The organism is Haloarcula sp. JP-L23 (assembly GCF_011602445.1).
In the GTDB taxonomy this organism is placed as follows: domain Archaea; phylum Halobacteriota; class Halobacteria; order Halobacteriales; family Haloarculaceae; genus Haloarcula; species Haloarcula pellucida.
Genome location: NZ_CP050014.1, coordinates 2,657,044 through 2,681,421 on the forward strand (window position 1 = coordinate 2,657,044; position 24,378 = coordinate 2,681,421).

The window sequence follows — 24,378 nt, forward strand, 5'->3', positions numbered from 1 at the left end:
CTGTTCGTTACTCGCTGGCGGTGTGTGTACATCACCCGAGCCTAGAGACAGCGAAACCTTGTATCGAGACGCGCGTTCCAGCGGCCTCGGAACGGGTGCGAATACGTCCGGGACAAACGTTTAGGAAGAACAGAGACACGGTTCGTATGGAGCCGCAATGTTGCGGTCGTTTTTGGTGCCGAGTTCCCGTACGCGTCCAGCGGACGGCGGACCGGCGAGTGCGGCTAGTGAGTGTCCGTCGTGCTCTCGAAATACGGTCAAAAACCCGCAGTGTTACCGACGGCGGGTGCGTCGGTGCTTCTCGTCGCTATCCTTCGTCTCTCGTCGCTGTCGAGCGATTGCGAGTAGGTAGGTCGGTCGCATGGATTTCGCTCCCCGCCGGGGGTCGAACCCGGTCCCGGGCGTCCGGGGTCCGCCAGCGGACTCGGGGAGACGAAGCGTCGAACGCGGCCGTCAGGCCTCCTCGACGACGAGGTCGTTCACCGACGTGATTCCGAACCCGTCGGGGAGTCGCTCGGCCACGTCCGCCTCCGGGTCGGCGTCGGCGGGGAGGGCGACAGTGATGGAGACGTCGGCGTCTACGCGGATGTCGGTAAACGTCGGGCGGACGCTGGTCACGCGGTCGACGGTGACGGCGGTGACGCCGTCGACGCCCTCGATGACCGCGGCGACGCCGCTCTCTAGGTCTTCGGTCCCGCCACGGGGGACCCGGAGCGAGACGTCGGCCGATGCGTCGACGGGGACGGTCGCATGGAGCGACATACACCGACGGCCGGAGTCGAACCGGCCCCGAGACGGGGGCTCGCCGGTCGAGCACGTCGGGGCGAGCGACGGTCGCGTCGCTCGACGGAGATGTATCTCTAGTGTAGTGCGTCTCTGCCGACGGCCGACGGCGGTCGATGGCCGACGCCACCGAGTGACTGTCCCTTCGTGGGTATCAGACCCGCCGTCGTGACACTCGAACCGTTCGAGGCCACGGCCGACGCCGTCGTCGGTGTCGGGAGTCGAAATCGAGGCCCCACCGCAGTGGGCGTCCGCGCGACCGGACGGCCGTCCCACGGTGGCGCTGTACCCCTATGCTGCGGGGTAAAGCGGACGGGCGTTCACCCGACCACTCCGGCCCCCAGCAAGAGATACCGGATACGCGGCATCGATGCCGCGTCCGATGGCCCACCCTCCACCGGACGACCGGCGGGGGGCGGACAGAGACGTTGGGGCAGGAGTGGTACGGGTCATGTGAACACCACGTCGGTCTGAGTGACGTATCTACACCATCACGAGGTGATATATTAAATCTATTGCACGTTCGTGATAGAGTAGCACGGTTTCGTTCCCTCGACGGAACTGTATCGGATGAGCGTCGTGGGCGAATTTCGCTGTCATCTAGCCGCCGAGACAGAGGGGATCACGGTGTCATCCCGTCGTCGGCACTGTCGAACACTATCGCGTTCGTTCCTATCCGCTGAGAACAGCCCTCCGCTTTTAGGCTCGTCCGTCGCCGACTCGTCAGGTAAGGACGGTCGGTTGCTGACGGCTCGGACGCCGCTCGTCCAAAGAGACACCCATGACTGGTTCGATGACACGGCGACAGTTCGCGCAGGTGACCGCCGGGACGGTCGCACTGGGCGCTACGACGGCAGTATCGGCACAACAGGGACCCGACTACGGCGGGTGGTTCGACGGCGTCGCGAACTTCGACGGCACGGTCGACGAGACGGGACAGGACACCGTCGAGATAACCGTCGGTGCCGAGGGCAACGGCGGCGCGTTCGCCTTCGACCCGGCGGCGGTCCGCGTCTCACCCGGTACCGAAGTCGTCTGGACGTGGACCGGGAACGGCGGTGGCCACAACGTCGTCTCCGACGGCGACGGCCCCCTCGACTCCGGTGGTCTGGTCTCCGAACAGGGTACGACGTACTCACATACGTTCGAGAGCGAGGGTATCTACAAGTACGTCTGCGAGCCACACAAGGGCCTCGGCATGAAAGGTGCCGTCGTCGTCGGGGCGGCTACAGGTGGCAGTAGCGGGGGCGGCAGCACCGCAACGGAGACCGGTGGTGCCGAAGGGGAAAGCAGTGGCGAGAACGCGACGGGTAGCGGCGGTCGCACTGGGTCCGCCAGCGGTCCGGTCACAGCGCTCGCGGCCGTCATCGCCATGGCGTTCTTCTCGCCGCTGGCTTTCGCTGCGCTCATGCGGCGCAAGGCGAAACAGACAGACCGTCAGCGGTGACCTGTCGGGCCGAACCCGTACCGCTTTCTCCCCGGCGATCGGACGTTCGGGTGATGCCGTTCGACCTCCGAGAACACACGGCGGACGTCGCCGTCGAAGCCACCGGCGAGACGATAGACGAGACGTTCGCCGCCGTCGCCGACGGCCTCGCCGCCGCGATGTGTGAGTCCGTCCCCGACGAGGGGAGTCGGTTCGACCTGACCGTCACCGCCGAGTCGCGGGAGGCACTGCTGTTTGACTACCTCGATCAGTTGATCTACGAACGGGACGTACGGAACGTCCTCCCCGTCGACAACGAGGCGGCCGTCAGCGGCGGCGGCGAGGAGTGGCGCGTCGATGCGAGCGCCCGCGGCGTCCCGCTCTCGGCCGTCACTGCTCGCGAGGTCAAGGCGGTCACGTACTCCGAGATGGCGCTGGAAGCGACCGACGACGGCTGGCGGGCGTACGTCGTCTTCGACGTCTAGTCCAGTCGCTCGCCGCAGTTCGGACAGAACGAAACCGCGGTGTCGGCCGCTATCGTTTCCCCACAGGCCTCACAGACGTCCGGCGACGACTCCTCGCGGTCGAACGAGAACACCGCCGTGTCGTCCTCCCACCCGTCGTCCGTGTCGTCCTCGTCGTGTCCCATCCCGTCGACGGTGGCTACCTCCGTCGGCGTGCCACTGTTCTCGGGAGCGGGGTCGTCGGGCGTGAAGACTCGGGTGTGCGAGCGGTCGTCGTCGGACGCGTCGCCGGTCGTGTCGGGTTCGTCCTCCGCTGACACCTCGTCGACTGTATCTGCCTCGCCGTCGTCTGATCCCGAGCCGACGGCCACAGCACCGTTCTCGCCGGCGTCGCCTCGACTCACCGGCGGCATTATCGGGAACCGCTGTCCCGGGCGTCGGGTCGGGTTCGAAAGCGGTGCCTGTATCCGGACGACGGTTCCAGCGACGAGTTGGACCGCGAGATAGGCCGTCGCGAGGAGTGCCGGTACCGACACGAGGACCGCCAGCGCATCGGCCGGCCCGACGCCGGCGAGCGTGAGGCCAGTCTCGACCACCGAGGACAGTCCCGACCGGGTCACAAGCCCACCCGCTGTCTCGCTCCGTTCGGCGAGGACCGTCGCCGCGACGAGCCATCCCCCGGCGAGCGCAGCCCCACCCACGGCGAGAGACGCCGTGAACAGTCGCGGAACCGACAGCGTGTAGACGCGATAGCCGTAGGCGACGGTGCGGACGAGCAGGTGGACGCTCGCGACGAGAGCAATCGCCGTCACCGCCGGGGACCGTCCGGCTGTGACGGTGGCCACCAGACACCCACCCATGACCAGTCCCGGCAGTGCGAGCAGGAGGGTCGGGTGGTCCAGTCGATATCGCTTTTCGAGGTTCCCGTGTTCGTTGCGGAACCGTCGACCCGCGAGTACCGACACGGCGATGGCGGGCACGACCACCCACAGCACCAGTGCCAGCACCGACAGACCAGTCACGGTGACGTCGCCGACAGTCGTCACTGCGCTGCTCGCTAGCCCCGGTATAGCGCTCCCGACCGCGATACCGGTCGCGAGAACCCACGCGCCGTAACACAGGGTACCCAGCAGCGCGCCAGTGAGCACCCACACCTCACTCCGTAGCAACGAGATCGACCGTCGAAACTCCGCGACGAGAACACGGTCAGCCATTACTGAGGTATCTCCAAGGGGCGGCTTAGTTCGTGTGGTCCGGTCAGGGCGCGCGAATCGTGAGCGTGGCGACGCCCGACAGTTCGAGTTCGTCACCGGGCGCGACCGACTCGCGGTCGCCCTTCTGCAGGGTGTGGCCGTTCAGGCTGGTCGGGTTGTCGCCGAGGTCGACGAGGTAGAAGGCGTCGGACTCGCGGACGAACCGGACGTGTTCGCGGTGGACACGAACCGCCTCGTCCTCGGGTCGGCCGGCGTCGGTCAGCGCAGCGCGAACCTCTCGACCGACCGTGTCGCCGTCTTCGACGGGGATCTCCCGACCGCGAACCTCGAGGACGAGCGAGTCGGGCACCGGGTCCGACCCGCTCTCGTCGTCGGACTGCGCTTCGAGCGCTTCCACGGCGTCCTCGGCTTCCGTGTCGGTCTCGGCCGGAGTGGCAGTCTCCGCGTCGTCGCCGTGGGAGTCCGTCTCAGTCTCGTCGTCCGCCTCCGTCTTGCCCTCCTCGCGGTGGGCGTCGAGGTTCTCGCCGCACTCGACACAGAAACTGTCCGTCTCGCCGACGTCGGTGCCGCAACTGGGGCACTCGGTGAGCGGGGCGGCCGGTTCGACGTCGCGGACGTCGGCCCCGCACTCGACACAGAAGTTCGCGTCGGCGTCGAGTTCGGTCCCACAGTCCGGGCAGTCGATGGTCGACAGACCGTCGTCCGCCGCCTCGGTGGCGTCCGTATCGCCCTCGTCGTCGGCCGCCGTATCCGCCGTCCCGGCCGGGGCTTCCGACTCGGTGTCGGCCCCAGTCGACAGGTCGTCTGTCTCGCTCGCACCGGCGTCCGTCGCGTTCGCGCCGCCGTCCGCACCTGCCGCCGGTCCGGCGTCGCTCGCTGCCTCGGTCTGTTCGACGGTCGAGGCCTCGGCGTCGGCCGCCCCTGTCTCCTGTACCGGTTCGTCGTCCGTCGGCGACGCCTCGGCGGCCTGCGAGAGGAGGTCGCCGCCGTCGGCAGACGACGCTTCGGTCTCGCTCTCCTCGTCGGTGTGTTGCCACTCGCCACACTCCGTGTTCGTACACCACCCGCCCGCGACTGTCGGGTCGAACTCCTCCCCGCAGATCGGGCACTTCACTGTCTGTCCGGTGCTCGCGTCTGACATACTCGTTCGTGAGCGGTTTTTACGGGGAGAAAGAAAACAGTTGCCCCCTCACTCTTCCGAGATTATGACCGTCTCACGGTCCGAGACGTCCACCTCGGGGTCTACGGCACGGATCGGTAAGCCGCCGCTACTGGGCGTCTCGGGGAGTGCGTCGTCCTCGAACAGCAGTACCGAGACGTTGTCCTTCCCGCCGCGGTCGTTGGCCAGCGAGACGTACTCGGCGGCGGCGGCGTCGAGCGACTCGGCCCCGAGCAACACGTCTCGAATCTCGTCGTCGGTGACGACGGCCTCGCGGACTCGCTCTGCGGCGTCCTCGGACTTGTCGGCGTCGACGTACTGTTCGTAGAGGTCCGGGGCGTCGGTCTGGGCGTCGATGAGGCCGTCGCTCGTCGCCAGTACCGTGTCCTCGGCGAACAGACGAACGGTCCGCGTGTCCACGTCGACCATAGCTCGGTCGGGGTCCTCGTGGCCCGACCCGCCGAGCGCCCGGGTTATCTCGTTGCCGTTGGGGTGGACGTGGGCTTCTACCGAGTCAATCTCGCCGGCGTCTTCCCACTCCTGTACGACGGCGTGGTCCTTCGTGAGACGGGCAATCTCCTCGCGAGCGTGGTTGACGAGGTAGGCGCGACTGTCGCCGACCCACCCGAGGTGGAGTTTCCCGTCGGCGTAGACGCCGGCGACGACGGTGGTGTACGACTGGGTGCCGGATTCGCTGGCGTACCGGAGTATCTCTCGGTGCGCGTCGACGATGGCGTCCGCTATCGCCGCCTGAACGTCTTCCGGCCCGAGCGCGTCCGGCAGGACAGCGGGGGCTACGTCCACGTCGAAGGCGTCGGGATGGCTCCGCACCGTACGGATTGCGATGGGGGCGAGACGCTCGGCGACGACTGTCGTCGCGATGTACGAGGCCGCGTCCCCCGCGTCGTGGCCGCCCGCGCCGTCCGCGAGGACGAACACGCCCGCAGAACGGTTCGCAGGGCGGTCGACCTGCTCGGCGTCCGTGTCGCTGCTATCGACTGGTGGCCGGGTCTGTCCCCGGTAGCCGTCCCGATGGCCCTCCTCGAAGACGGTCATCGAGATGCTGTCCTCGTTGATTCCCTGTCCGCGCTTCCGGTCGCCGATGTCGTAGTTGGTTGCGTATCGCATGGTTACTCCGAGTTGAACTCGAACGTGACGCCGTAGGTCGGGTGGACGAGCGAGACGAGGTCGCCGTCCCGGAGCCGAATCGACTCCGGCGGCACGTCGCCGTGGCGGTCGGTCGGGTCCTCGCCCTCGCTGCGGAGGCGTTCGCGACCCGCCTCACACAGGACGCGTTGCCAGCCGGCACCCTTCTGGACGAACGTGCCGTTGAGGCTTCGGTCGACGAGGTACCAGTCGTCGCTTTCCGTGTCGAACTGGACCTGCACCGAGGAGATGTACTCTCCCTGCGGGTCGTCGATGGTGATAGAGGCCGGCGGGCCGCTTGCGCCGGCGCGACCGATAGTGTCGCCGGGTTCGACGGTGAACCGCTGGTCGGCCTGGATGTACCGCACCGAGGCCGTCGCCGGCGGGGTCGGGTCCCTCGCTTCCAGCACGTCGCGCAGGACTGTCGCGTTCCGATAGCGTTGGCGGTAGTCCGACTGGGTGGCCCGCTCGACGATTGCCGCGAGGGCGTCCTCGCAGTCGGCGCCGAAGTCCTGCGGGTTGACGCCGTCTTTCTTCGGTACACTGCCCTTCAGCAGGAAGAGCAGAATCTTCCCGATGGAGTAGACGTCGGACCACGGTCCCTGCCGGACGTCGGTCCGGCTCGCTTCGGCGACCTCTCTGGGTTTGAACGGCCCGAGAATCGTCGTCCCGGTGTTGCCCGTCGACGGGTCGTCCGTCGCGTCGAACCCCGTCGCCGTGTTGAAGTCGATGAGCGTCGGCGTGATGTCGGGCGTCAGCATCACGTTCTCCGGTTTCAGGTCCCGGTAGACGATTTCGTTCTCGTGGATGAACCCCATCGCGTCCGCGAGGTCGATGCCTATCTGTCGCACCTGTTCGGCGTCGATAGGGCCGTGTTGTTCGATGACCTCGTCGAGTTCGATGCCGCCCTCCACGAGTTCGACGACGAGGAACGGCGTCCCGCGGTCTTCGACTGCCTCGTACAGCGCCATCACGTTCTCGTGGCCGCCTGCGGCGGCGATGCGTTCGAGCGTCTCGGCCTCCTTCTCGAAGTACTCCTCGATGACGCTCCGGTCGTTCTGTGACTCGCTGTAGTTGGGGTGTTTCAGGACGACGCTGTCCCCGGCCTGGGTGTCCAGCGCCCGGTAGGCCTTTGCAAACCCGCCCTTGCCGAGGAACTCCGCGAGTTCGTAGCGGCCAGCGATGACGTCGCCGGGTTCGGGTTCCCACGCCATGGTCACGCCTCGCCGCGTCCCGCTGTATCGCCGTCAGCCGCTGGGTCCGCCGTCACTTCTGGAGGCCCTCGTCGGTGACTATCTTCGTCGCCTTGCTCTGTTCCTCTCGGCCCCCTTCCATCACGATTTCCGTCTGGCGTTCGGCCGCCTCGACGGCCTCCGTGTCGGCGCCGTGGACCTGCGTCATCCGCTCTATCTGGGTCTGGGCCTCGGCGACGTTGCCCTTGCCGAGTTCCGTCTTGATGACCGTCTGGCGGTGGTCGACGTCGACTCCCTCGTTGTGCTCGCCGAGTTTCTCGGCGTCGTCCGTGTACTCGACGGTTATCGCGCCGGTGGCCGTCTCGCCGTCGGCGGTCAGCGTCACGTCCGCGAGCGTGACTTCCTGTCCGATATCACGGGCGGGCGCGTGCACCTTGAGGACGACGCGCTGTGTCTCCCGGTCCAGCAGGTCCGGGAGTTTGACGACCGTCGTGTTGGCCTCCCACTCGGGCGTGACCTCCTGTGTCTGGGGAAGCGCACGGTACACGTCGCTCACCTCGACGCCGTCGGCCACGTCCAGTTCCAGTCGGGCGTCGGGGGCGACGACGGTCCCTGCCTCCTCGACGGCGTCGCCGAAGAAGTCCTCGATGTCCCCGGCCGCTTCGAGGTGGGTCCACTCGCCGCGCGCGACGCTGCCGAGCGTCCGGATGGTCTCTTCGCGGTAGTCGCTCCCGATGCCCGCCGACTTGATTCGGATGCCCTCGCTGTCTATCTCCCGGGCGAGCGTCTCGAACTCCGGCGTGTCGTGGGTGTTGTCCTTCCCGTCCGAGAGCAGGAGGACGCGCCGGGCGGTGTTGCCGTCGTCGGGGAGTTGCCGCAAGGAATCAGCCGCGGCGGCGAGACCTCGATACATATCTGTCCCGCCGCCCGCGGCGATGTCTGCCACCGTCTCCATCGCTTCCTCGCGGGCGATGTCTCCCCACCGCGTCGCGTCGAGGACGACGTGGACGTCGCTGTCGAACGCGACTATCGAGACGTAGTCGTCGTCTTCGAGCAGCCCGAACACCCACTCGGCACCCGAGCGGGCCCGTTCTATCTCGTCGCCGGCCATCGACCCGCTGGCGTCGATACACAGCGCAATCTGTCGCGTCGGCCGCTCGTCCTGCTGTCCCGGCTCGACCTCTATCTCGGCGGTGAGTTTCGCCCCGGACCCCGGGACGTACGGCCGGTTAACGTCGGTCACGACGTTCGCAGTCATACTGTTATGAGGGACTTACGAACTAATTATAAGTTTTCCCCACAGTGTACGCGGAGAGCGGCCACAGTCTGTCGGTTCCCGCTCGGTTCGATAATCATTAATAGGAACGGGGCGCTCGATTAATACATGACCGTCGTCAGTGTCTCCATGCCGGAGTCGCTACTGGAGCGCATCGACCAGTTCGCCGACGAACACGGCTACACGGGCCGCAGCGAGATTATCCGCGAAGCCAGTCGGAACCTGCTGGGCGAGTTCGAAGACAAGCGACTGGAGGGCCGCGAACTGATGGGCATCGTCACCGTCCTCTTCGACTACGACACGACCACCGTCGAGGAGAAGATGATGCGCCTGCGCCACGAGCACGAGGGCCTCGTCGCCTCGAACTTCCACAGCCACGTCGGCGAACACCGCTGTATGGAGCTGTTCGTCCTAGAGGGCGACTTAGAAGAGATATCGACGTTCGTCGGGAAGATTCGCGCGACGAAGGACACGCTGAACATCGATTACTCCGTGGTCCCCGTCGACGAGTTCGGTGCGCTCTCGGACATCGAGTAGTCAGGCCTCGAGGTCGACCTTCGTCCCGACCCACAGCAACGTCCCGACCAGTGCGAGTCCCGCGAACGGGACGAGCCACTGAAACACCGTGAGCACCGTGGCGCTGGCCTGTAGCCCGACCACCAGCAGTATCGTCGGCCCGCAACAGACGAACCCGGAGAGCAGTCCCGGGAGCCCCGCGGCCGCACCCGCACCGGGACCGATTTTGCAGGCTTTCGGACCGCGGTAGGCGACCACAGAGACGGCGAGGTTCACGCCGACGAGGACCGCCAGCGCCGTCCCCAGCGCGACGTTCAGTGGCGAGACGAGCAGTTCCACCGGACCGGCCACGACGAGCGCGACCGGTTCCCACTGGAAGGGACTGACCATCCGCGTCGCCCGGGCGAGTGGGTCCGCGACGATAGATAGCTCGAATCCCCACGGCCCGAAGCCGAGGTGTCGCAAGCCGGCGAGGTAGACGAGGAGGTACAACACGCTCGCCACACCGAACGTCGCACGGCCGTCGCGGCGAGAGAACGCCCCACGAATCGCCACACCGGTTTGCCGGAGGAGTCGCTCGACGCGGTTCGCCGACGACTGTGACTCGATAGAGACGTCAGCGGACATAGTCCACCCCGGGGTAGAACCCTGCCCACGCGAACCACATCCCGTCGAAGGCGAGTGACCGTTCCAGCGGGAGCGAGTCGGCCGCGTACGTCCCGCCGTCGACCCGATATCCGTCGTCGACGACGTTCACCGACACGCCCTCGGGGTTCGCGTAGACGTATCCCGTCGAGAGTGCGTCGTCGGCGACGGCGACGTACTGGGTGTCCCCGATGTCGCCGGTGAGCACTCGGTCGGTCAGGAGCGTCTCTTTGTCGAAGGTGAGTGCGCCCTCCGTGGTCCGTGTGCCGAGGACCACACGCTTCGGGTCGACCCGGTCGTCGGACTCCAGCGGTGCGAACAACGTCTGGGCGCTGGCGTAGTACCCGCGCTTCGGGTTGTACGAACCGTACGGGTCGGTCCCGTAGCGGCGCTGGAACCCGGTGTCCTCGGTGAGCACGACAGTGTCGGGATGTTCGGTCTGCCACGCCTCCCACGTCGTCCAGACCACACGGAACTCTCTGAGTGTCGCCCCCTGCATCTCGCCGCGAACCGCCGTCGCGAGCACCTGCGGCCACCAGCTATCGGTCCCACGGTCGTACATCGTCAGGTTCGAGTTCACGAGTCGACCGGAGACGCCGAACTCGACGGGCCCGCGGTCGAACCCCTGTGCGGTGCCGGTCAGCGGACAGTACGTCACTGCCACCGGGTCACCGGCGATGGTGTCGTTTACGACCTCGTGGTAGACGAGGACGCGCTGGGGGTACGCCTTCGCTTTACCGTCGCGGACGGCACCGAACACCGGGTCACCCGGGTCGAGTGGGGCCGCACTCGCCGGCCCGAACTTCGGGTCGTCGATAGCCGGGATGCCGTCTTTCGGGACGCCGCCACTGACGATGTTGTCCGAGACGTGTTCGATGTCGTGGCCGAGATACAGCGACCGGTCGGCCGTCGGCGGTCGTCGGGCCGCCGACGTGGACTGCCCCGTCTCACCCCCGGTTCGGTTCGGCTGATCGGCGCCACCGCCCGACCCGCCGCTGCCGCTACACCCGGCGAGGCCGACGACGCCGAGCGCACCGGTTGCTCGGAGCCAATCACGGCGTGTCATGGTCATACGTGACGTACGGTCGCGGTCGTCAAAGCCTCGCGGTGAGCCCACAGTAACCCGGTCGCCGACGCCTCACCCGAGAACGTCGGCGACCAGTTCCGAGACAGCGTCGAGTTCGTCCTCGTTGACGCCGTGGCCCATCCCCTCGTAGATGCGCTCGTCGACGTCGCCGTTCAGCCGTTCGAACGCCTCGGTCGTCTCGTGGACCCGCTCCAGCGGGATGTGCGGGTCGACGTCGCTACACCCGACGAGCACGGGCGTCCGTTCGATGTCGCCCTCGTATTCCGCCAGGTCGACGGATTCCCCGATGAGACCGCCACTCAGCGCCGCGAGACCGCCGTACCGTCGTGGATTCCGTGCGACGAACTCGCTCGCGAGACACGCGCCCTGCGAGAACCCGAGCAAGACGACTTTCTCCCGTGGAACGTCGCCCTCCGTCGCCGTCTCGACGGCGTTGCCGACGGCCTGCAAGCCGGAACTCCGGCCCGGTTCGTTGTCCTCGACGGGGGCGAGAAAGGAGTTCGGATACCACGTGTTGCCGGCGGCTTGCGGCGCGAGGAGGGCGAGGCCGTCCTGATGGACCTCCTGTCCCATCTGGACGATGCTCCGGGCCGTCGCCCCGCGCCCGTGGACGAGTACCATCGCCGCGTCGGCCGATTCGAGCGGCGTGCCGGCGGTGACGAGTTGCTGGCCCTGATGCGGCCCGTTCATCGTCGCCCCTCCAGGACTCCCGCTGCGTCTATCGTTTGCCACCCGCCGTCGTGTACAGCGCTCGCTACCATACCCCCGTTACCGCGTCTGCCCTCTTGAGTAGCCGGTAACACCGACACAACCGGTTTACGATCGGAGACGCAGCGTGATGCCGTCGCCGTCGGTGACCGACACCCCGTCTCCGTCGGCCGTCACCTCGTAACCCGCAGTCGAGAGTCGGTCGGTCGCCGCCTCGACGGTCCGTGAGTTCGGGAACACGAGTTCGAACCACGCGAGTCCCCGACCGCTTGCCGGGTCTGTCCGGCCGTTCCAGACGTTCGCGCCGACGTGGTGGTGGTAGTCACCGGCGGCGAGAAACAGCGCGCCGTCGTAGGTCGTCCGGACGTTCATGCCCAGCGCATCGACGTAGAACGCACGGGCCGCTTCGAGCGATGTGACTTCGAGGTGGACGTGGCCGACGTCGGTTCCCTCAGGCACTCCTTTCGCACCGGTCGCAACGGCTCGGACACCGTCACGGTCCAGCGGTTCCGTCGCCATCTCGACGCCGCCGTCGGCCGTCTCCCCCCACTCCTCTCGCGGTCTGTCCCGGTAGATTTCGACCCCGTTTCCCTCCGGGTCCCGACAGTACAGCGCCTCGCTCACCAGATGGTCGGACGCCCCGGACAGTTGCCACTCGGTGTCGATGCGTTCCAGCGCGTCACCCAGCGCTGCCCGCGACGGAACCCGAAACGCCGTGTGGAACAGGCCCGCCGCCGACCGAGAGCGTTCGGGCGCTTCGGGGTGTTCGTGCAGTTCCAGCGACGGCGTCTCGCCGTCGCCGAGGACCGTCCGCGCCGCCTGTCGCTCGTGGACAGACAGTCCGACCACCGTCTCGTAGAACTCGGCCGCCTCGGTCGCATCGCCCACGGTGAGAGCGACCCGCCCGATACCTGTCTCGGTCGGTAGCACGTCAGTCTTGTCCGCCATAATTACTGTTCGGCGGAGAGATAGATATCGGTTGTGCCGCCGTTCGGTCCCGTGGGAACGCTTTACATCTCCCGGCACGACGATTCGGTAGCTAATGGAACGGACGCCAGTCGACGTCGACACACTCCTCGCCGAGATGGACCGTGCGGAGAAACTATCGCTCGTTCGCGGGACCCACGACCCTGAAGGGACCGCGACTGGCTTTCTCCCCGGTGTCGAACGGCTCGGAATCCCACCGTTCAGACTGGTCGATGGCCCCCTTGGAATCCGGGCCGAGGGCGAACGCGCGACGGCGTTCCCAGCCTCCCTCGCGACGGCGGCGGCGTTCGACCCCGACCTCGCACGGACGCAGGGTGCCGCGATGGCCCGCGAGGCGCGCGCCCACGACCAAGACGCGCTGTTGGCCCCGGGTGTGAACATCATCCGCGTCCCGCAGTGTGGCCGCAACTTCGAGTACCTCTCCGAGGACCCGGTCCACGCGAGCGACATCGGCCGAGCGCTCGTCTCCGGCATCCAGTCCGAGGACGTCGTCGCGACGGTGAAACACTTCGTCGCCAACAATCAGGAGACCCACCGGACGACGGTCAGCGCCGACGTCGACGAACGGACGCTTCGCGAACTGTACCTCCCGCCGTTCCGGGCCGCCGTCGAGGGCGGCGTCGGGTCGGTGATGACCGCGTACAACCGCGTGAACGGTACGCACATGAGCGACCACGAGCGCCTGGTGGGCGACGTGCTCAAGGACGAATGGGGGTTCGGCGGCTACGTCGTCTCCGACTGGTATGGGCTTGAGACCACTGTCGGCGCGGCGAACGCCGGACTGGACGTCGAGATGCCGGGCGTCCCGGCAGCAGGCGACGACGCACTCGACGACTTCGAGTGGCCCGACGGCATCCCCGACGCGACCCACGCGGGCCTGTTCGGCGACCCGCTTGCGACCGCCCTCGACGACGGTGACGTCTCGCCCGAGCGACTGGACGACATGGTTGCGCGCGTCCTCGGGCAGATGACCCGAATCGGCCTGTTCGCCGACGAGGACCGTTCCGGCGAACTGGATAGCCAGCGCCACCGCGACCTCGCCGAGCGGTTGGCCGTCCGAGGGACCGTCCTGCTCGACAACGACAACGTCCTCCCCCTCGCCGACGACGCCGACGTCGCAGTCGTCGGCCCTCACGTCCACGAACCGAAACTGGGTGGCGGCGGGTCCTCGGAGACGACTCCGTTTCACTCGGTCAGTCCCGTCGACGGAATCGAATCGCGGGCCGACGGGACAGTGACGGTCGCATCCGGCGTCCCCGAAATCGAGGACGTATCGCTGTTCGACCTGCTACCGTTCGTCGAGAGTGGCCACGACAGCGACGGCGGGTCCACACCCCCCGTTGACCCGTCGCTCGATGCTGCCGTCGACGCCGCCGCCGACGCCGACGTACCGGTCGTCGTCGTCCGGGACGCGACGACGGAGGCCCGCGACCGTGATTCCCTCTCGCTTCCCGGTCGACAGGACGAACTCGTCGAGGCCGTCGCCGCGGCCAACGACCGGACCGTCGTCGTCGTCCGCTCGGGCGGCCCGGTCGAGATGCCGTGGCGCGACGACGTAGCGGCAGTCCTCGAACAGTGGTACCCCGGACAGGCCGACGGGTCGGCGCTCGCGTCGGTCCTCTACGGTGACCGCGACCCCGGTGGTCGACTCCCCGTCACGTTCGCGCCCGAAGAGGCGTATCCGACGAGCGACGAGCGACGGTTCCCCGGCGTCGACGGCGTAGCCCACTACGACGAGGGCTTGTTCGTCGGCTACAGACACTTCGACGCGACCGACCACGACCCGACCTACCCGTTCGGCCACGGCCACTCCTATGCAACGTTCGAATACCGCGACGCTGTGGCCATCGACGAGTCCACCGTCGAGGTCACCGTCGAGAACGTCGCAGACCGGCCGGGCCGCGAGGTGGTCCAGGCGTACGTCCGCCCACCGGGCACCGACGACGTCGACCGTCCGGTTCGGGAGTTGGGGGGTTTCGAGTCTGTCTCTCTCGACGCCGACGAGTCCCGGACCGTCTCGCTCTCGCTCGACGAACTCGCGTTCTCTCGATACGACTCACGCGACGGATGGACCGTCGACGACGGCCACTACACCGTCGACGTCGCTCGGTCTGCTGGCGACGTCCGAGCGTCGGTCGGTATCGACCGCTGAGAGGTCGGTCGCGGACTCCCGGTGAAAGTTTCCCGTATCTACGACAGGTGAGTTTCGGGTGGTAACCCGCTCTGTTCCGGTACCGGGTCGAAACACCTGATACGGGTAATCTCGGCCGTTCGAGGTGGCTGCTTATTTTGACGGGGTCTCTGTTTATAACCGGTCGAAACCGCTAGTTCTGCCACTCGTGACCGAACGGACGACACTCTCTCGACGTGCGTATCTCGCTAGTAGTGGTGCTGCTGCGACCGTCGGCCTGACCGGATGCCTCGGTATCGGTGGCTCGGGTGGCCGTGACTCGCTCTCGGTCGCCTACATGCCCATCTTCCCCGACCTGCAGTACTTCGTGATGGAACAGGAGGGGTACTTCGAGGAAGTGGACGCGACCATCGAAGGGCGGGAGTTCACCGACGGCCCCGCCATCGTGCAGGCCTACGGCGGTGGTGAACTCGACGTGGCGATGTTCGGTATCGTCCCCTCGATGATCGTCATCGACCGTGGCATCCCCGCGAAGGTGACTGCCGCGAACATCAAGGAACCGATGGCCATCCTCGCGCACGAGGACTTACAGGCCCTCTGGGACGAACACGGCGCCGACGCCTTCGCAGTCTGGGAAGAGCAGAAGGGGCGGAAGTTCCGCTTCGGGACCTTCCCACAGGGGTCGGTGCCCGACGTCCTCCTGCGTTACTGGCTCCAACAGGAGGGCGTCGATACCTCGACTGTCGACATCCTCGAAATCAACGGTGCCAACGCCGTCTGGCAGGCCATCGCCAACGGCGAAATCGACGGGTCCTCCATCATGGAACCGGTGCCGACCCGCGCCGACCGAGCGAACGTCCCGGTCTCGACGTTCAAACTCGCGAGCGAGATTATGCCGGGTCAGCCTGCGGCCGTGACGCTCATGAGCGACGACGTTCGCGGCACCGACGTCGCGACGCAGTTCCTCGAACAGCACGTCCGAGCGACGGAGTTCATCCAGACCAACCCCGAGCCGACCGCCGACATCGTCGAGCAAGGTATCGGGATGGACGCCGACCAGGCGCTCTCGGCGCTGCAGGGCCCCCTCTCGAACTTCGTCACCGACCCACGCGAAATCGAGAACGGGACGAAGATTTTCTCCCGGTTCGCCAACGAGAACGGGCAGATAGACCAACGGCTGTCGCTCGACCAGATATTCGACTACAGCGTCTACGACAGCCTCTAACTGGCTTCGCTCACACACCACACCATGGCTATCGACGTTACCGAAGAAGTCGACCACACCGACGACACCGTCGCCGGTTCGCTCGCCGACATCGACCCCCAGCGAGCGCTCCGTGGTACCGCCGGTGTCCTCGCGTTCGTCGTCGTCTGGTGGCTCGCATCGCTCACGCAACCGTCGTACGTGTTACCCTCGCCCGTCGCTGTCGGCGAAACGTTCTACACGGAGGCCACCAGTGGCGGGATGCTGACCGCACTCTGGAACAGCACCCTCCACTGGGTCCCCGGCGCGTTCTTCGGGACGGGTCTCGGTATCGCCGCTGGCGTCGCCCTCGCGTGGAGCCCTCTACTAGACGACCTCACGTCACCCGTCGTCCGCGTACTCCGGCCTGTCCCGCCGCTGGCGCTCATCGGGTTCGCCATCGCGTGGGTCGGCATCAACCACGCCGGGGCCGCGTTCATCATCGCTATCGGCGCCTTCTGGATCAACTTCTACGCGACCTACGGCGGCGTCGAGGGCGTCTCCGAAGACCTCCTCGACGTCGCCCGCAGTCTCGGCGTCCAGGGTGACCTCGAACTCATCAAGGCCGTCGTCCTGCCCGCCGCACTCCCCGAGATTACCACCGGCATCCGGACCGGCATCGGCCGCTGCTGGATGCTCGTCGTCGCCTCCGAGATATTCGGCGTCGCCGGCATCGGTCGGCGCATCCTCCGCGCCTCGAACAACCTGCAGGTCGACGTCGTCATCACCTACATCCTCGTGTTGAGTCTGATGTTCCTGCTCGTCGACGTGGCGTTTCGCACGCTCCAACGGAGGGCGCTGGCATGGCGGTAGAAGACCCCACCGAGACGCCGCGGGTCCGCATCGACGGCGTCGGGAAGCAGTACGACAGCACACAGGGACCGGTGCAGGCCCTCGACGACGTGAGCTTCGACGTCCAGGCCGGCGAGTTCGTCTGCATCGTCGGACCGTCCGGCTGTGGGAAGACGACGCTGTTTCGTATCATCGCCGGCCTCGAAGCGCCGACGAGCGGGACCGTCTCACTCGACGGCGACCCCGTCGACGGTCCGGGCCCCGACCTCGGACTCGTCTTTCAGGAGTACCACCTCTTCCCGTGGCGCACCGTCGCCGGCAACGTCGGGTTCGGACTCGAAAAGAACGGGGCCGTCGACTCGGCCGAACGCCAGCGACGGGTCCAAGAACTCATCGACCTCGTCGGTCTCGACGGGTTCGAGGACAGTTACCCACGGGACCTCTCCGGCGGGATGAAACAACGCGTCGCCCTCGCGCGCGCTCTCGCCGTCGACCCCGGCCTGCTCCTGATGGACGAACCGTTCGGCGCCGTCGACGCCCAGACGAAGAAGATGTTGCAGGACGAACTGCTCGACATCTGGACCGAGACGGGCAAGACCGTCCTCTTCGTCACGCACGACGTCGAAGAAGCGGTCAAGCTAGCCGACCGCGTCGTCGTCATGGCCAAAGAACCCGGCCGTATCCGGGAGATCGTCGATATCGATATCGAGCGGCCCCGGAACCGCTCCGACGACGCCTTCGGGTCCCACTACCAGCGACTCCTCGACCTCATCCAAGAGTGACTACGGCCTGATGTAGGCGCTCCCCGACGCTTGCTGTTTGGTCAGTTCCCCCATCGCCGTCGGGACGATTCTGACGCCGTCGACGAGTTCGTCGGCATCGTGGCCGCCGCTATCCAGCGAGTTCCGGCAGGCGCACACGTCGACGCCGCGCTCGACGAGTGTCCGAACACGGGTCGCAGTCGACGCCGACCGCAGTAGATGGTCGACCCCACCGCCGTTGCAGACGACGGTGACGTCACTGGCCAGCGTCTCGTCGGCCAGCAGGTTCTCGACGTTCCTGAACGCTCGCTTCCCGTACGTGCTGTCACCTTCGGGGACGTGAACGATGGTTCCGAGCCTCTCGACCCCACCGTCCGTCGCCGGTGCTGTCGGATTCGCGGGCATATCGTGCCGTGGCCGACCACAGTCGAAAACGTTCCGCTCGCCACGGACAGCGCTGCCGCTCTCTATACATGCAAAAAGCCCCGCAGAGAGATGACTCTCCGCGAGGCCTGAATGTGTATGAATATGAATGGTGGCGGCGAACCAGATTTCCCAGAGGCTCGCGCACTCCAGTACTCCCTGGAACGCTGGCGGGCTTATCTTCCGTGTTCGGGATGGGTACGGGAGGCAACCCCGCCGCTATGGCCGCCTAACGCCGAGTCGCGGAATCGAACCGCGAAACTACCAGTCTCGGTCGAATAACCTTGCGTACGTGCGATCCAGTTTGCGCCTGGACTCGTTCAGTCAGCTCGATGGCTGAACTGCGAGTCACAGTGCGTATGAATGATGGCTTCAGGCTGTTAGTTCTCGTGGGCTCAACACTTCGTTACCTCAGTGCGTACACCCCGAGTCTATCTACCCTGTCTTCTACAGGGCCTTCAGCGGTGTCTCTTTTCCAGGTGGGTTTCGAGCTTAGATGCGTTCAGCTCTTACCCCGTGCCGCGTGGCTACCCGGCAGCGCTCTCTCGAACGACCGGTACACCAGTGGCGGCCAATCGTAGTTCCTCTCGTACTATACGATCGTTCCCGTCAGACACCATTACACACCCAATAGATAGCAGCCGACCTGTCTCACGACGGTCTAAACCCAGCTCACGACCTCCTTTAATAGGCGAACAACCTCACCCTTGCCCGCTTCTGCACGGGCAGGATGGAGGGAACCGACATCGAGGTAGCAAGCCACTCGGTCGATATGTGCTCTTGCGAGTGACGACTCTGTTATCCCTAGGGTAGCTTTTCTGTCATCAATTGCCCGCATCAAGCAGGCTAATTGGTTCGCTAGACCACGCTTTCGCGTCAGCGTTCCTCGTTGGGAAGAACACTGTCAAGCTATCTTTTGCTCTTGCACTCTTCGCCGGGTCTCTGTCCCGGCTGAGATAGCCTTAGGGCGCGCTCGATATCTTTTCGAGCGCGTACCGCCCAGTCAAACTGCCCGGCTACCGGTGTCCTCCTCCCGGAGTGAGAGTCGCAGTCACCGACGGGTAGTATTTCACTGATGGCTCGGTGGCCCGCTAGCGCGGGTACCTGTGTAATGCCTCCTACCTATGCTGCACATCGGCGACCACGTCTCAGCGACAGCCTGCAGTAAAGCTCCATAGGGTCTTCGCTTCCCTTGGGTGTCTCCAGACTCCGCACTGGAATGTACAGTTCACCGGGCCCAACGTTGGGACAGTGATGCTCTGGTTAATCCATTCATGCAAGCCGCTACTGATGCGGCAAGGTACTACGCTACCTTAAGAGGGTCATAGTTACCCCGCCGTTGACAGGTCCTTCGTCCTCTTGTACGAGGTGTTCAGATACCTGCACTGGGCAGGATTCAGTGACTGTACGAGTCCTTGCGGATTTGCAGTCACCTATGTTGTTACTAGACAGTCCGAGCATCCGAGTCACTGCGACCTGCTCCGTTCCGGAGCAGGCATCCCTTATCGCGAACTTACGGGACTAACTTGCCGAATTCCCTAACGTCGGTTGCTCCCGACAGGCCTTGGCTTTCGCCGCCATGGACACCTGTGTCGGTTCTCGGTACGGACACTATGCTCGTCTTTTCACGGGCCCAGGTTGAATCACGTTTCCCTATTCCGCCGTTCGTCCGCTTCGTGCCATTACGGCTTCCACGGAGTTGGACGGTTCGACCGGGCGAAAGCCCGGCGTGATCGACCCCAGGGCGTCGACTTTCACTGCATAGTGGCACGGGAATATTAACCCGTTTCCCATTTTGTCTCAGTCGAGTTGCGGTGAGACTTAGGACCGGCTAACCCTCAGCTGATCAGCAGTGCTGAGGAACCCTTATCCATTAGGCCGTCGGGTTCTCACCCGACTATCGCTGCTACTATGGCCAGGATTTTCGTCACTCATCGGTCCACAGGAGTTCTCACCCCTGCTTCCACCCAATGAGAGCGCCAACCTACTCGATTGCCCGATCAAGGGCACGGATAGGTCTCGGTGGTGGATTTGAGTCCCGATCATTTTGGGCGCCTCAAACCTCGGCCGGTAAGCTGTTACGCTTTTCTTAGAGGGTAGCTGCTTCTAAGCTCACCTCCCGGCTGTCTAGGGCTCGAGACCACCTTCAGAGGATTACACTTAATCCACACTTGGGGACCTTAACCTATCTCTGGGTTGTTCCCTCCTGGTGCACAGGCTTACCCCGCACACCGGAATCCCCGCGTCAAACGGCGTTCGTAGGTTTGGAGTTTGACAGGTGTGCCGACTCCTCTCGGAGGCGGTCACACCAATCGGTCGCTCTACCCCACGAACTACCTCGGCGGAGGTCATGCTTCGACATGTTTCGGTTGGAACCAGCTGTTGCCGGACTCGATGGGCCTTTCACCCTACACATAGATCACGAGAGGGTATTGTAGGACACCAACTCTAACAGGCTTCCACGTGCCTTTCGGCACGCTTCACCTTGTCCATGCGTAGATCGTCCGGATTCGGGTCGTGTCCGTGTGGCTCCCCGCCCTTGAAGACGGCGGCCCTCGCGCAAAGCGCTGCGGCCATGTCGGTTTCCCTGTGCCTCCCCGATACTCGGGTTAGACTTGCCATACAGACACACTCCCTGGCTCGTTTTTCAAAACGTACGACGGAACATCGGCTTCCCGTGAGTCTTACTGGAGACTCGCGTCTCGGTCATTCGTCACGGGACCTTGTATGCCCGTCGCTCCATCGCCAACTGAGTTCAAGCTCTATTTCGCCTCCCTTCTGAGGGTACTTTGCAGCGTTCGTTCACACTACTTGTGCACTATCGGTCTCGAGGAGTGTTTAGCCTTCGCAGTCGATGCCTGCGTTGTTCGCGAGGGATATCCAACCCCCGCTACTCCGGAACTGACGCACAGCGTACTGGTCTTCATTACGGGTTGTCACCCTGTTTCACGCCCTGTTCCAAGGGACTTCATGAAGACGGTCTGCTGATGAGAGTCAGTCCAAACACCACATTGCCCGTGAGGGCTTCGGTTTGGGCTGTATCGCGTTCACTCGCGGTTACTGACGACATCACGTTGCGTTTTCTTTTCCTCCCGATACTGAGATGTTTCAGTTCTCGGGGTTCCTCATTGCGCGAAGCAATTGTGAAGAGATTCTCATTCGGAAATCCTGAGTTCTTAGCCTCCGTGCGGCTCCCTCAGGCTTTTCGCAGCTTGGCACGTCCTTCTTCAGCTCTCGAGCCGAGCTATCCACCAGCTGGCATAGTAGCCAACGTCGTTGTGACTCGCTAAACTGAACGAGTCCAGTGGACGCCTGGATCGCACGTACACACGGTTTCATACTCGCCCCAAGGTGGTAGATGGTGGGCGAATCGACCCTTCCCAGCCTCGGTTTCACCCGGGCTGGTGCATCTGTCGTCGTACCGTGTTCGAGCGCCGGCCCACACTTAAGGGGACGGGTTTCGAACGCGGCACGAAGTACGGACCTGTCGGGAGTTGCACCCGACATCCCAGAGTGGGACTCCGTCTCGGAGCGGTCTTGTGAGCCCAAGGGCCCATACAGTCGTCAGTGTTACGCGCTGACAGTGCGGGTGACTTGTGGTCACCAGTCAGTGTAAGGTGGGTCAGGGCAGAGCCCTGATCCCGGTCTGTAGGAGGTGATCCAGCCGCAGATTCCTCTACGGCTACCTTGTTACGACTTAAGCCCCTTGCGGAGCCCAGATTCAACCAGCGCATGCTGGCTTCATCCGGACCCCACTCGGGTGCTTTGACGGGCGGTGTGTGCAAGGAGCAGGGACGTATTCACCGCGCGCTTATGACACGCGATTACTACCGAATCCAGCTTCATGCGGGCGAGTTTCAGCCCGCAATCCGAACTACGACCACGTTTGGAGATTAGCTCCACCTCTCGGTGTGGCATCCCACTGTCGTGGCCATTGTAGCCCGCGTGTTGCCCGGTCCATTCGGGCATACTGACCTACCGTTGCCCGTTCCTTCCTCCGCTTTAGCAGCGGCAGTCCTCCTAGTGTACCCAACTACCTCGAGGGTATTGCTGGCAACTAGAAGTGCGGGTCTCGCTCGTTGCCTGACTTAACAGGACGCCTCACGGTACGAGCTGACGGCGGCCATGCACCTCCTCTCAGTAACTCGGGTAAGTTCGTCAAACTGACCGTCGTTATTACTGTCGGGACCGGTGAGATGTCCGGCGTTGAGTCCAATTAAACCGCAGGCTCCTCCGGTTGTGGTGCTCCCCCGCCAATTCCTTTAAGTTTCATCCTTGCGGACGTACTTCCCAGGCGGCTCGCTTATCGTCTTCACTACGGCACATCACGCACTCATGGTGCGTGACATACCTAGCGAGCATTGTTTACAGCCAGGACTACCCGGGTATCTAATCCGGTTCGAGACCCTGGCTTTCGTCCCTCACTGTCGGGTCCGGTCTCTCGACGTGCTTTCGCCATTGGTGGTCCGTCCAGGATTACAGGATTTCACTCCTACCCCGGACGTACCCGTCAAGTCTCTCGGCCCCAAGCCGTGTAGTTTCCACCGGACGCCGACGCGTTGAGCGCGTCGATTTCCCAATGGACTTACACAGCAAGCTACGGACGCTTTAGGCCCAATAATATCGGCCATCACTTGGACTGCCGGTATTACCGCGGCGGCTGGCACCGGTCTTGCCCAGTCCTTGTTCCTGAACCACCTTACGGTTCAGAAAAGCGAGGACTATATGCCCTCGCACTCGGAGTCCCCTATCGCACTCTCGTGCAGTGTAAAGGTTTCGCGCCTGCTGCGCCCGTAGGGCCCGGTATCTTGTCTCAGATACCGTCTCCAGGCTCTTGCTGTCACAACCTGTACCGATTATGGGCATGGTGGGCCGTTACCCCACCATCTACCTAATCGGCCGCAGCCACATCCTACAGCGCCGGAACGTTTCTCACTCTCGACACTCCAGTCTGAGAGTGATATCCGCTATTGGCCTCAGTTTCCCGAGGTTATCGCGGTCTGTAGGGTAGTTTGGCCACGTGTTACTGAGCTATACGCCACGAATCTAAGTTCGTGCGACTAGCATGGCTAAATCGGACTCCGATAGCAATGGCCTCCGGCAGGATCAACCGGAATGTGCTGATATACATCAGCGGCGGAAGTGGTTGCACTCCGTCGGAAGCGTAACCCATCGACTCCTACGTCGATGGTGACTACTGTATGGGTCCGTGGGCTCACATCAGATTCCATCTTGACGGCGGACCGCAGGGGTGGAATCCTCATGGGGTCGAAGGGTGCTCGCGTCGAGCACCCTTCTACGAGCGACCGGTCGCCGCGTCGACGACCGGCCGTGTCGACCCGGGCGGCCCGGGGCGACCTTCGCATCATATCCGATGGGAGGGGTACATATAAATGACTCGTCTCAAGCCCGCCCTGTGCTGCCACCACATAGCCCCACGTGACGTGAGAACTTCACGTGCCTAATCGCAAGACTGCGGCAGTATATAACGAATAGTAGTCAGTTAGATTGATTGTTCCAGAATCCGGTGACACTTCGTCTGACGGGGAACGGAGCTACATAGACATCATATCTCTCCGGAGCTGCGCGCAGGGGTGGGACAGACCCGTCTCGAAACAGTGTCTGTCAGCAACGGAGAAGTCCGGGGCCGGTGCAGTCGCCAGTCCTGTAGCTGCCGGCGGTAACAGACGGAAAGAACACTCAGTAGGGAGGGAGCATGCGGCCGCAGAATACGTCAATCAGGCAGTCAGGGAGTCGATGTGGCCCTCGGCACGGAGCTGGTCGGCGTCCTGGCCCTTGTAGCGCCACTCGATGTTGGCCTTCTCGTCTTGCCAGTCCCACGGTTCGGCGAGGACGATGTCGCCCTCGTTGATCCACGTCCGGTACTTCATTCGGCCGGGGATGCGCCCCATCCGGTTCTCGCCGTCCTCGCACTGGATTCTGACGTGGTTGCCACCGTTGTGTTCTGTTACGACCGCAAACAGTTCGTCGTCGTTGGGCATTCGGAGGTTCCGTCGCCCTGTTTCTTCACTCACACGCCAAGTAGGGCCCCTCAGCGTATAAAGGAACTGAGAGTTGCGATACCGCGTACCACACGAACTGACTACGGGCCGGCAACTGGGAACTAGAGACCGACAGCTAAGACGCTGAACGGGATAGTGTCACTGCAGAACGGCGGCTGGATCGATCAGTCGGCGGTGAGCGTCAGCGGTTCGTCGCTTTCGGCGACCATATCCGAGGTGAGACCATCGGCGAGGGCGAAGACGGCGTCTTTGTGGTCGGTCTTGGACTTATGAATCGATGTCGGCTTGACACCCAGTTCGGCGTATTCGTCGTGTTGAACGGAGGTTTCGGCTTCTGTCTCGTAGTGATGCTGTACCTGTGCGAGAAGACTATGTAGGTGAATGAGCTCTTGCTTCTTCAT

At 64.4% G+C, this 24,378-nt stretch carries 20 protein-coding genes and 3 rRNA genes; 7 read left to right on the plus strand and 16 right to left on the minus strand.

The features are described from left to right. Window positions 1–453: 453 nt before the first annotated feature. Window positions 454–762, minus strand: a complete 309-nt coding sequence (locus G9465_RS13810) for a hypothetical protein (protein WP_166970953.1) — start codon at window positions 760–762, stop codon at window positions 454–456. 814 nt (window positions 763–1,576) lie between these two features. On the opposite strand from G9465_RS13810, the gene G9465_RS13815 reads away from it, so the two are divergent. Continuing rightward, window positions 1,577–2,230, plus strand: coding sequence for a halocyanin domain-containing protein (locus G9465_RS13815; RefSeq protein WP_227015558.1), 654 nt, complete (start codon window positions 1,577–1,579; stop codon window positions 2,228–2,230). A gap of 53 nt (window positions 2,231–2,283) precedes the next feature. Beyond that, on the plus strand, window positions 2,284–2,694 hold the full coding sequence (locus tag G9465_RS13820) for an archease (protein WP_166970955.1): 411 nt from the start codon (window positions 2,284–2,286) through the stop codon (window positions 2,692–2,694). On the opposite strand, the gene G9465_RS13825 is transcribed toward G9465_RS13820, so the two are convergent. From G9465_RS13825 to G9465_RS13845, 5 genes are read right to left on the minus strand one after another with little or no spacing between them, the layout of a single operon-like run. Further along, the gene (locus G9465_RS13825; RefSeq protein ID WP_166970957.1) at window positions 2,691–3,887 is read right to left on the minus strand and encodes a zinc ribbon domain-containing protein; all 1,197 of its coding nucleotides are present in this window, start codon (window positions 3,885–3,887) and stop codon (window positions 2,691–2,693) included. The genes G9465_RS13820 and G9465_RS13825 overlap by 4 nt on opposite strands. 43 nt (window positions 3,888–3,930) lie before the next feature. Then, the gene (locus G9465_RS13830; RefSeq protein ID WP_166970959.1) at window positions 3,931–5,028 is read right to left on the minus strand and encodes a zinc ribbon domain-containing protein; all 1,098 of its coding nucleotides are present in this window, start codon (window positions 5,026–5,028) and stop codon (window positions 3,931–3,933) included. Window positions 5,029–5,076: 48 nt separating this feature from the next. After that, window positions 5,077–6,174 (minus strand): PP2C family serine/threonine-protein phosphatase, encoded by a 1,098-nt coding sequence (locus tag G9465_RS13835; RefSeq protein WP_166970961.1) that lies wholly within the window; start codon window positions 6,172–6,174, stop codon window positions 5,077–5,079. A gap of 2 nt (window positions 6,175–6,176) precedes the next feature. Further along, window positions 6,177–7,406 carry an FHA domain-containing serine/threonine-protein kinase gene (locus G9465_RS13840; protein ID WP_166970963.1) on the minus strand — a complete coding sequence of 410 codons (1,230 nt, stop codon included), beginning with the start codon at window positions 7,404–7,406 and terminating at the stop codon, window positions 6,177–6,179. Window positions 7,407–7,458: 52 nt separating this feature from the next. Next, window positions 7,459–8,643, minus strand: a complete 1,185-nt coding sequence (locus tag G9465_RS13845) for a VWA domain-containing protein (protein ID WP_166970965.1) — start codon at window positions 8,641–8,643, stop codon at window positions 7,459–7,461. A 126-nt stretch (window positions 8,644–8,769) separates the two neighbouring features. Here G9465_RS13845 and G9465_RS13850 point away from each other — a divergent pair, with 126 nt between their 5' ends. Then, the gene (locus G9465_RS13850; RefSeq protein ID WP_166970967.1) at window positions 8,770–9,198 is read left to right on the plus strand and encodes a CopG family ribbon-helix-helix protein; all 429 of its coding nucleotides are present in this window, start codon (window positions 8,770–8,772) and stop codon (window positions 9,196–9,198) included. On the opposite strand, the gene G9465_RS13855 is transcribed toward G9465_RS13850, so the two are convergent. From G9465_RS13855 to G9465_RS13870, 4 genes are all read right to left on the minus strand, one after another. Further along, window positions 9,199–9,804 (minus strand): hypothetical protein, encoded by a 606-nt coding sequence (locus tag G9465_RS13855; RefSeq protein ID WP_166970969.1) that lies wholly within the window; start codon window positions 9,802–9,804, stop codon window positions 9,199–9,201. It abuts the gene before it with no gap. Continuing rightward, a complete protein-coding gene (locus G9465_RS13860) occupies window positions 9,794–10,894 on the minus strand; it encodes a DUF3179 domain-containing protein (protein ID WP_166970971.1) in 1,101 nt (366 codons plus the stop codon). Before G9465_RS13860 ends, G9465_RS13855 begins: the two co-directional genes overlap by 11 nt. A gap of 66 nt (window positions 10,895–10,960) precedes the next feature. Next, window positions 10,961–11,599, minus strand: a complete 639-nt coding sequence (locus G9465_RS13865; RefSeq protein ID WP_166970973.1) for an alpha/beta hydrolase — start codon at window positions 11,597–11,599, stop codon at window positions 10,961–10,963. A 126-nt stretch (window positions 11,600–11,725) separates the two neighbouring features. Then, window positions 11,726–12,565 (minus strand): VOC family protein, encoded by an 840-nt coding sequence (locus G9465_RS13870; RefSeq protein ID WP_166970975.1) that lies wholly within the window; start codon window positions 12,563–12,565, stop codon window positions 11,726–11,728. A gap of 94 nt (window positions 12,566–12,659) precedes the next feature. On the opposite strand from G9465_RS13870, the gene G9465_RS13875 reads away from it, so the two are divergent. The 4 genes from G9465_RS13875 to G9465_RS13890 all read left to right on the plus strand — a co-directional run bounded on the left by G9465_RS13875 (window position 12,660) and on the right by G9465_RS13890 (window position 17,552). Continuing rightward, window positions 12,660–14,756, plus strand: a complete 2,097-nt coding sequence (locus G9465_RS13875) for a glycoside hydrolase family 3 protein (RefSeq protein WP_166970977.1) — start codon at window positions 12,660–12,662, stop codon at window positions 14,754–14,756. Between the two features lie 187 nt (window positions 14,757–14,943). Continuing rightward, window positions 14,944–15,960, plus strand: coding sequence for an ABC transporter substrate-binding protein (locus tag G9465_RS13880; protein ID WP_166970979.1), 1,017 nt, complete (start codon window positions 14,944–14,946; stop codon window positions 15,958–15,960). Window positions 15,961–15,984: 24 nt separating this feature from the next. Further along, window positions 15,985–16,791, plus strand: coding sequence for an ABC transporter permease (locus G9465_RS13885; protein ID WP_166970981.1), 807 nt, complete (start codon window positions 15,985–15,987; stop codon window positions 16,789–16,791). Continuing rightward, a complete protein-coding gene (locus tag G9465_RS13890) occupies window positions 16,782–17,552 on the plus strand; it encodes an ABC transporter ATP-binding protein (RefSeq protein ID WP_166970983.1) in 771 nt (256 codons plus the stop codon). The genes G9465_RS13885 and G9465_RS13890 overlap by 10 nt, the downstream gene beginning before the upstream one ends. Here G9465_RS13890 and G9465_RS13895 read toward each other — a convergent pair whose 3' ends face one another. The 6 genes from G9465_RS13895 to G9465_RS13920 all read right to left on the minus strand — a co-directional run bounded on the left by G9465_RS13895 (window position 17,553) and on the right by G9465_RS13920 (window position 24,378). After that, entirely contained in the window at window positions 17,553–17,936 is a 384-nt protein-coding gene (locus G9465_RS13895; protein ID WP_166970985.1) for a DsrE family protein, read from the minus strand. It lies immediately after the preceding gene. A gap of 128 nt (window positions 17,937–18,064) precedes the next feature. Further along, window positions 18,065–18,187 (minus strand): 5S ribosomal RNA (gene rrf / locus G9465_RS13900). Window positions 18,188–18,314: 127 nt separating this feature from the next. After that, window positions 18,315–21,231 (minus strand): 23S ribosomal RNA (locus G9465_RS13905). A 373-nt stretch (window positions 21,232–21,604) separates the two neighbouring features. Beyond that, window positions 21,605–23,071: ribosomal RNA gene (locus G9465_RS13910) — 16S ribosomal RNA — on the minus strand. The 16S, 23S and 5S rRNA genes sit together here, the layout of an rRNA operon. Before the next feature lie 621 nt (window positions 23,072–23,692). Next, on the minus strand, window positions 23,693–23,989 hold the full coding sequence (locus tag G9465_RS13915) for a translation initiation factor eIF-1A (RefSeq protein ID WP_166970987.1): 297 nt from the start codon (window positions 23,987–23,989) through the stop codon (window positions 23,693–23,695). A gap of 152 nt (window positions 23,990–24,141) precedes the next feature. Further along, complete coding sequence (locus G9465_RS13920) at window positions 24,142–24,378, minus strand: UPF0058 family protein (protein ID WP_166970989.1); 237 nt, start codon at window positions 24,376–24,378, stop codon at window positions 24,142–24,144.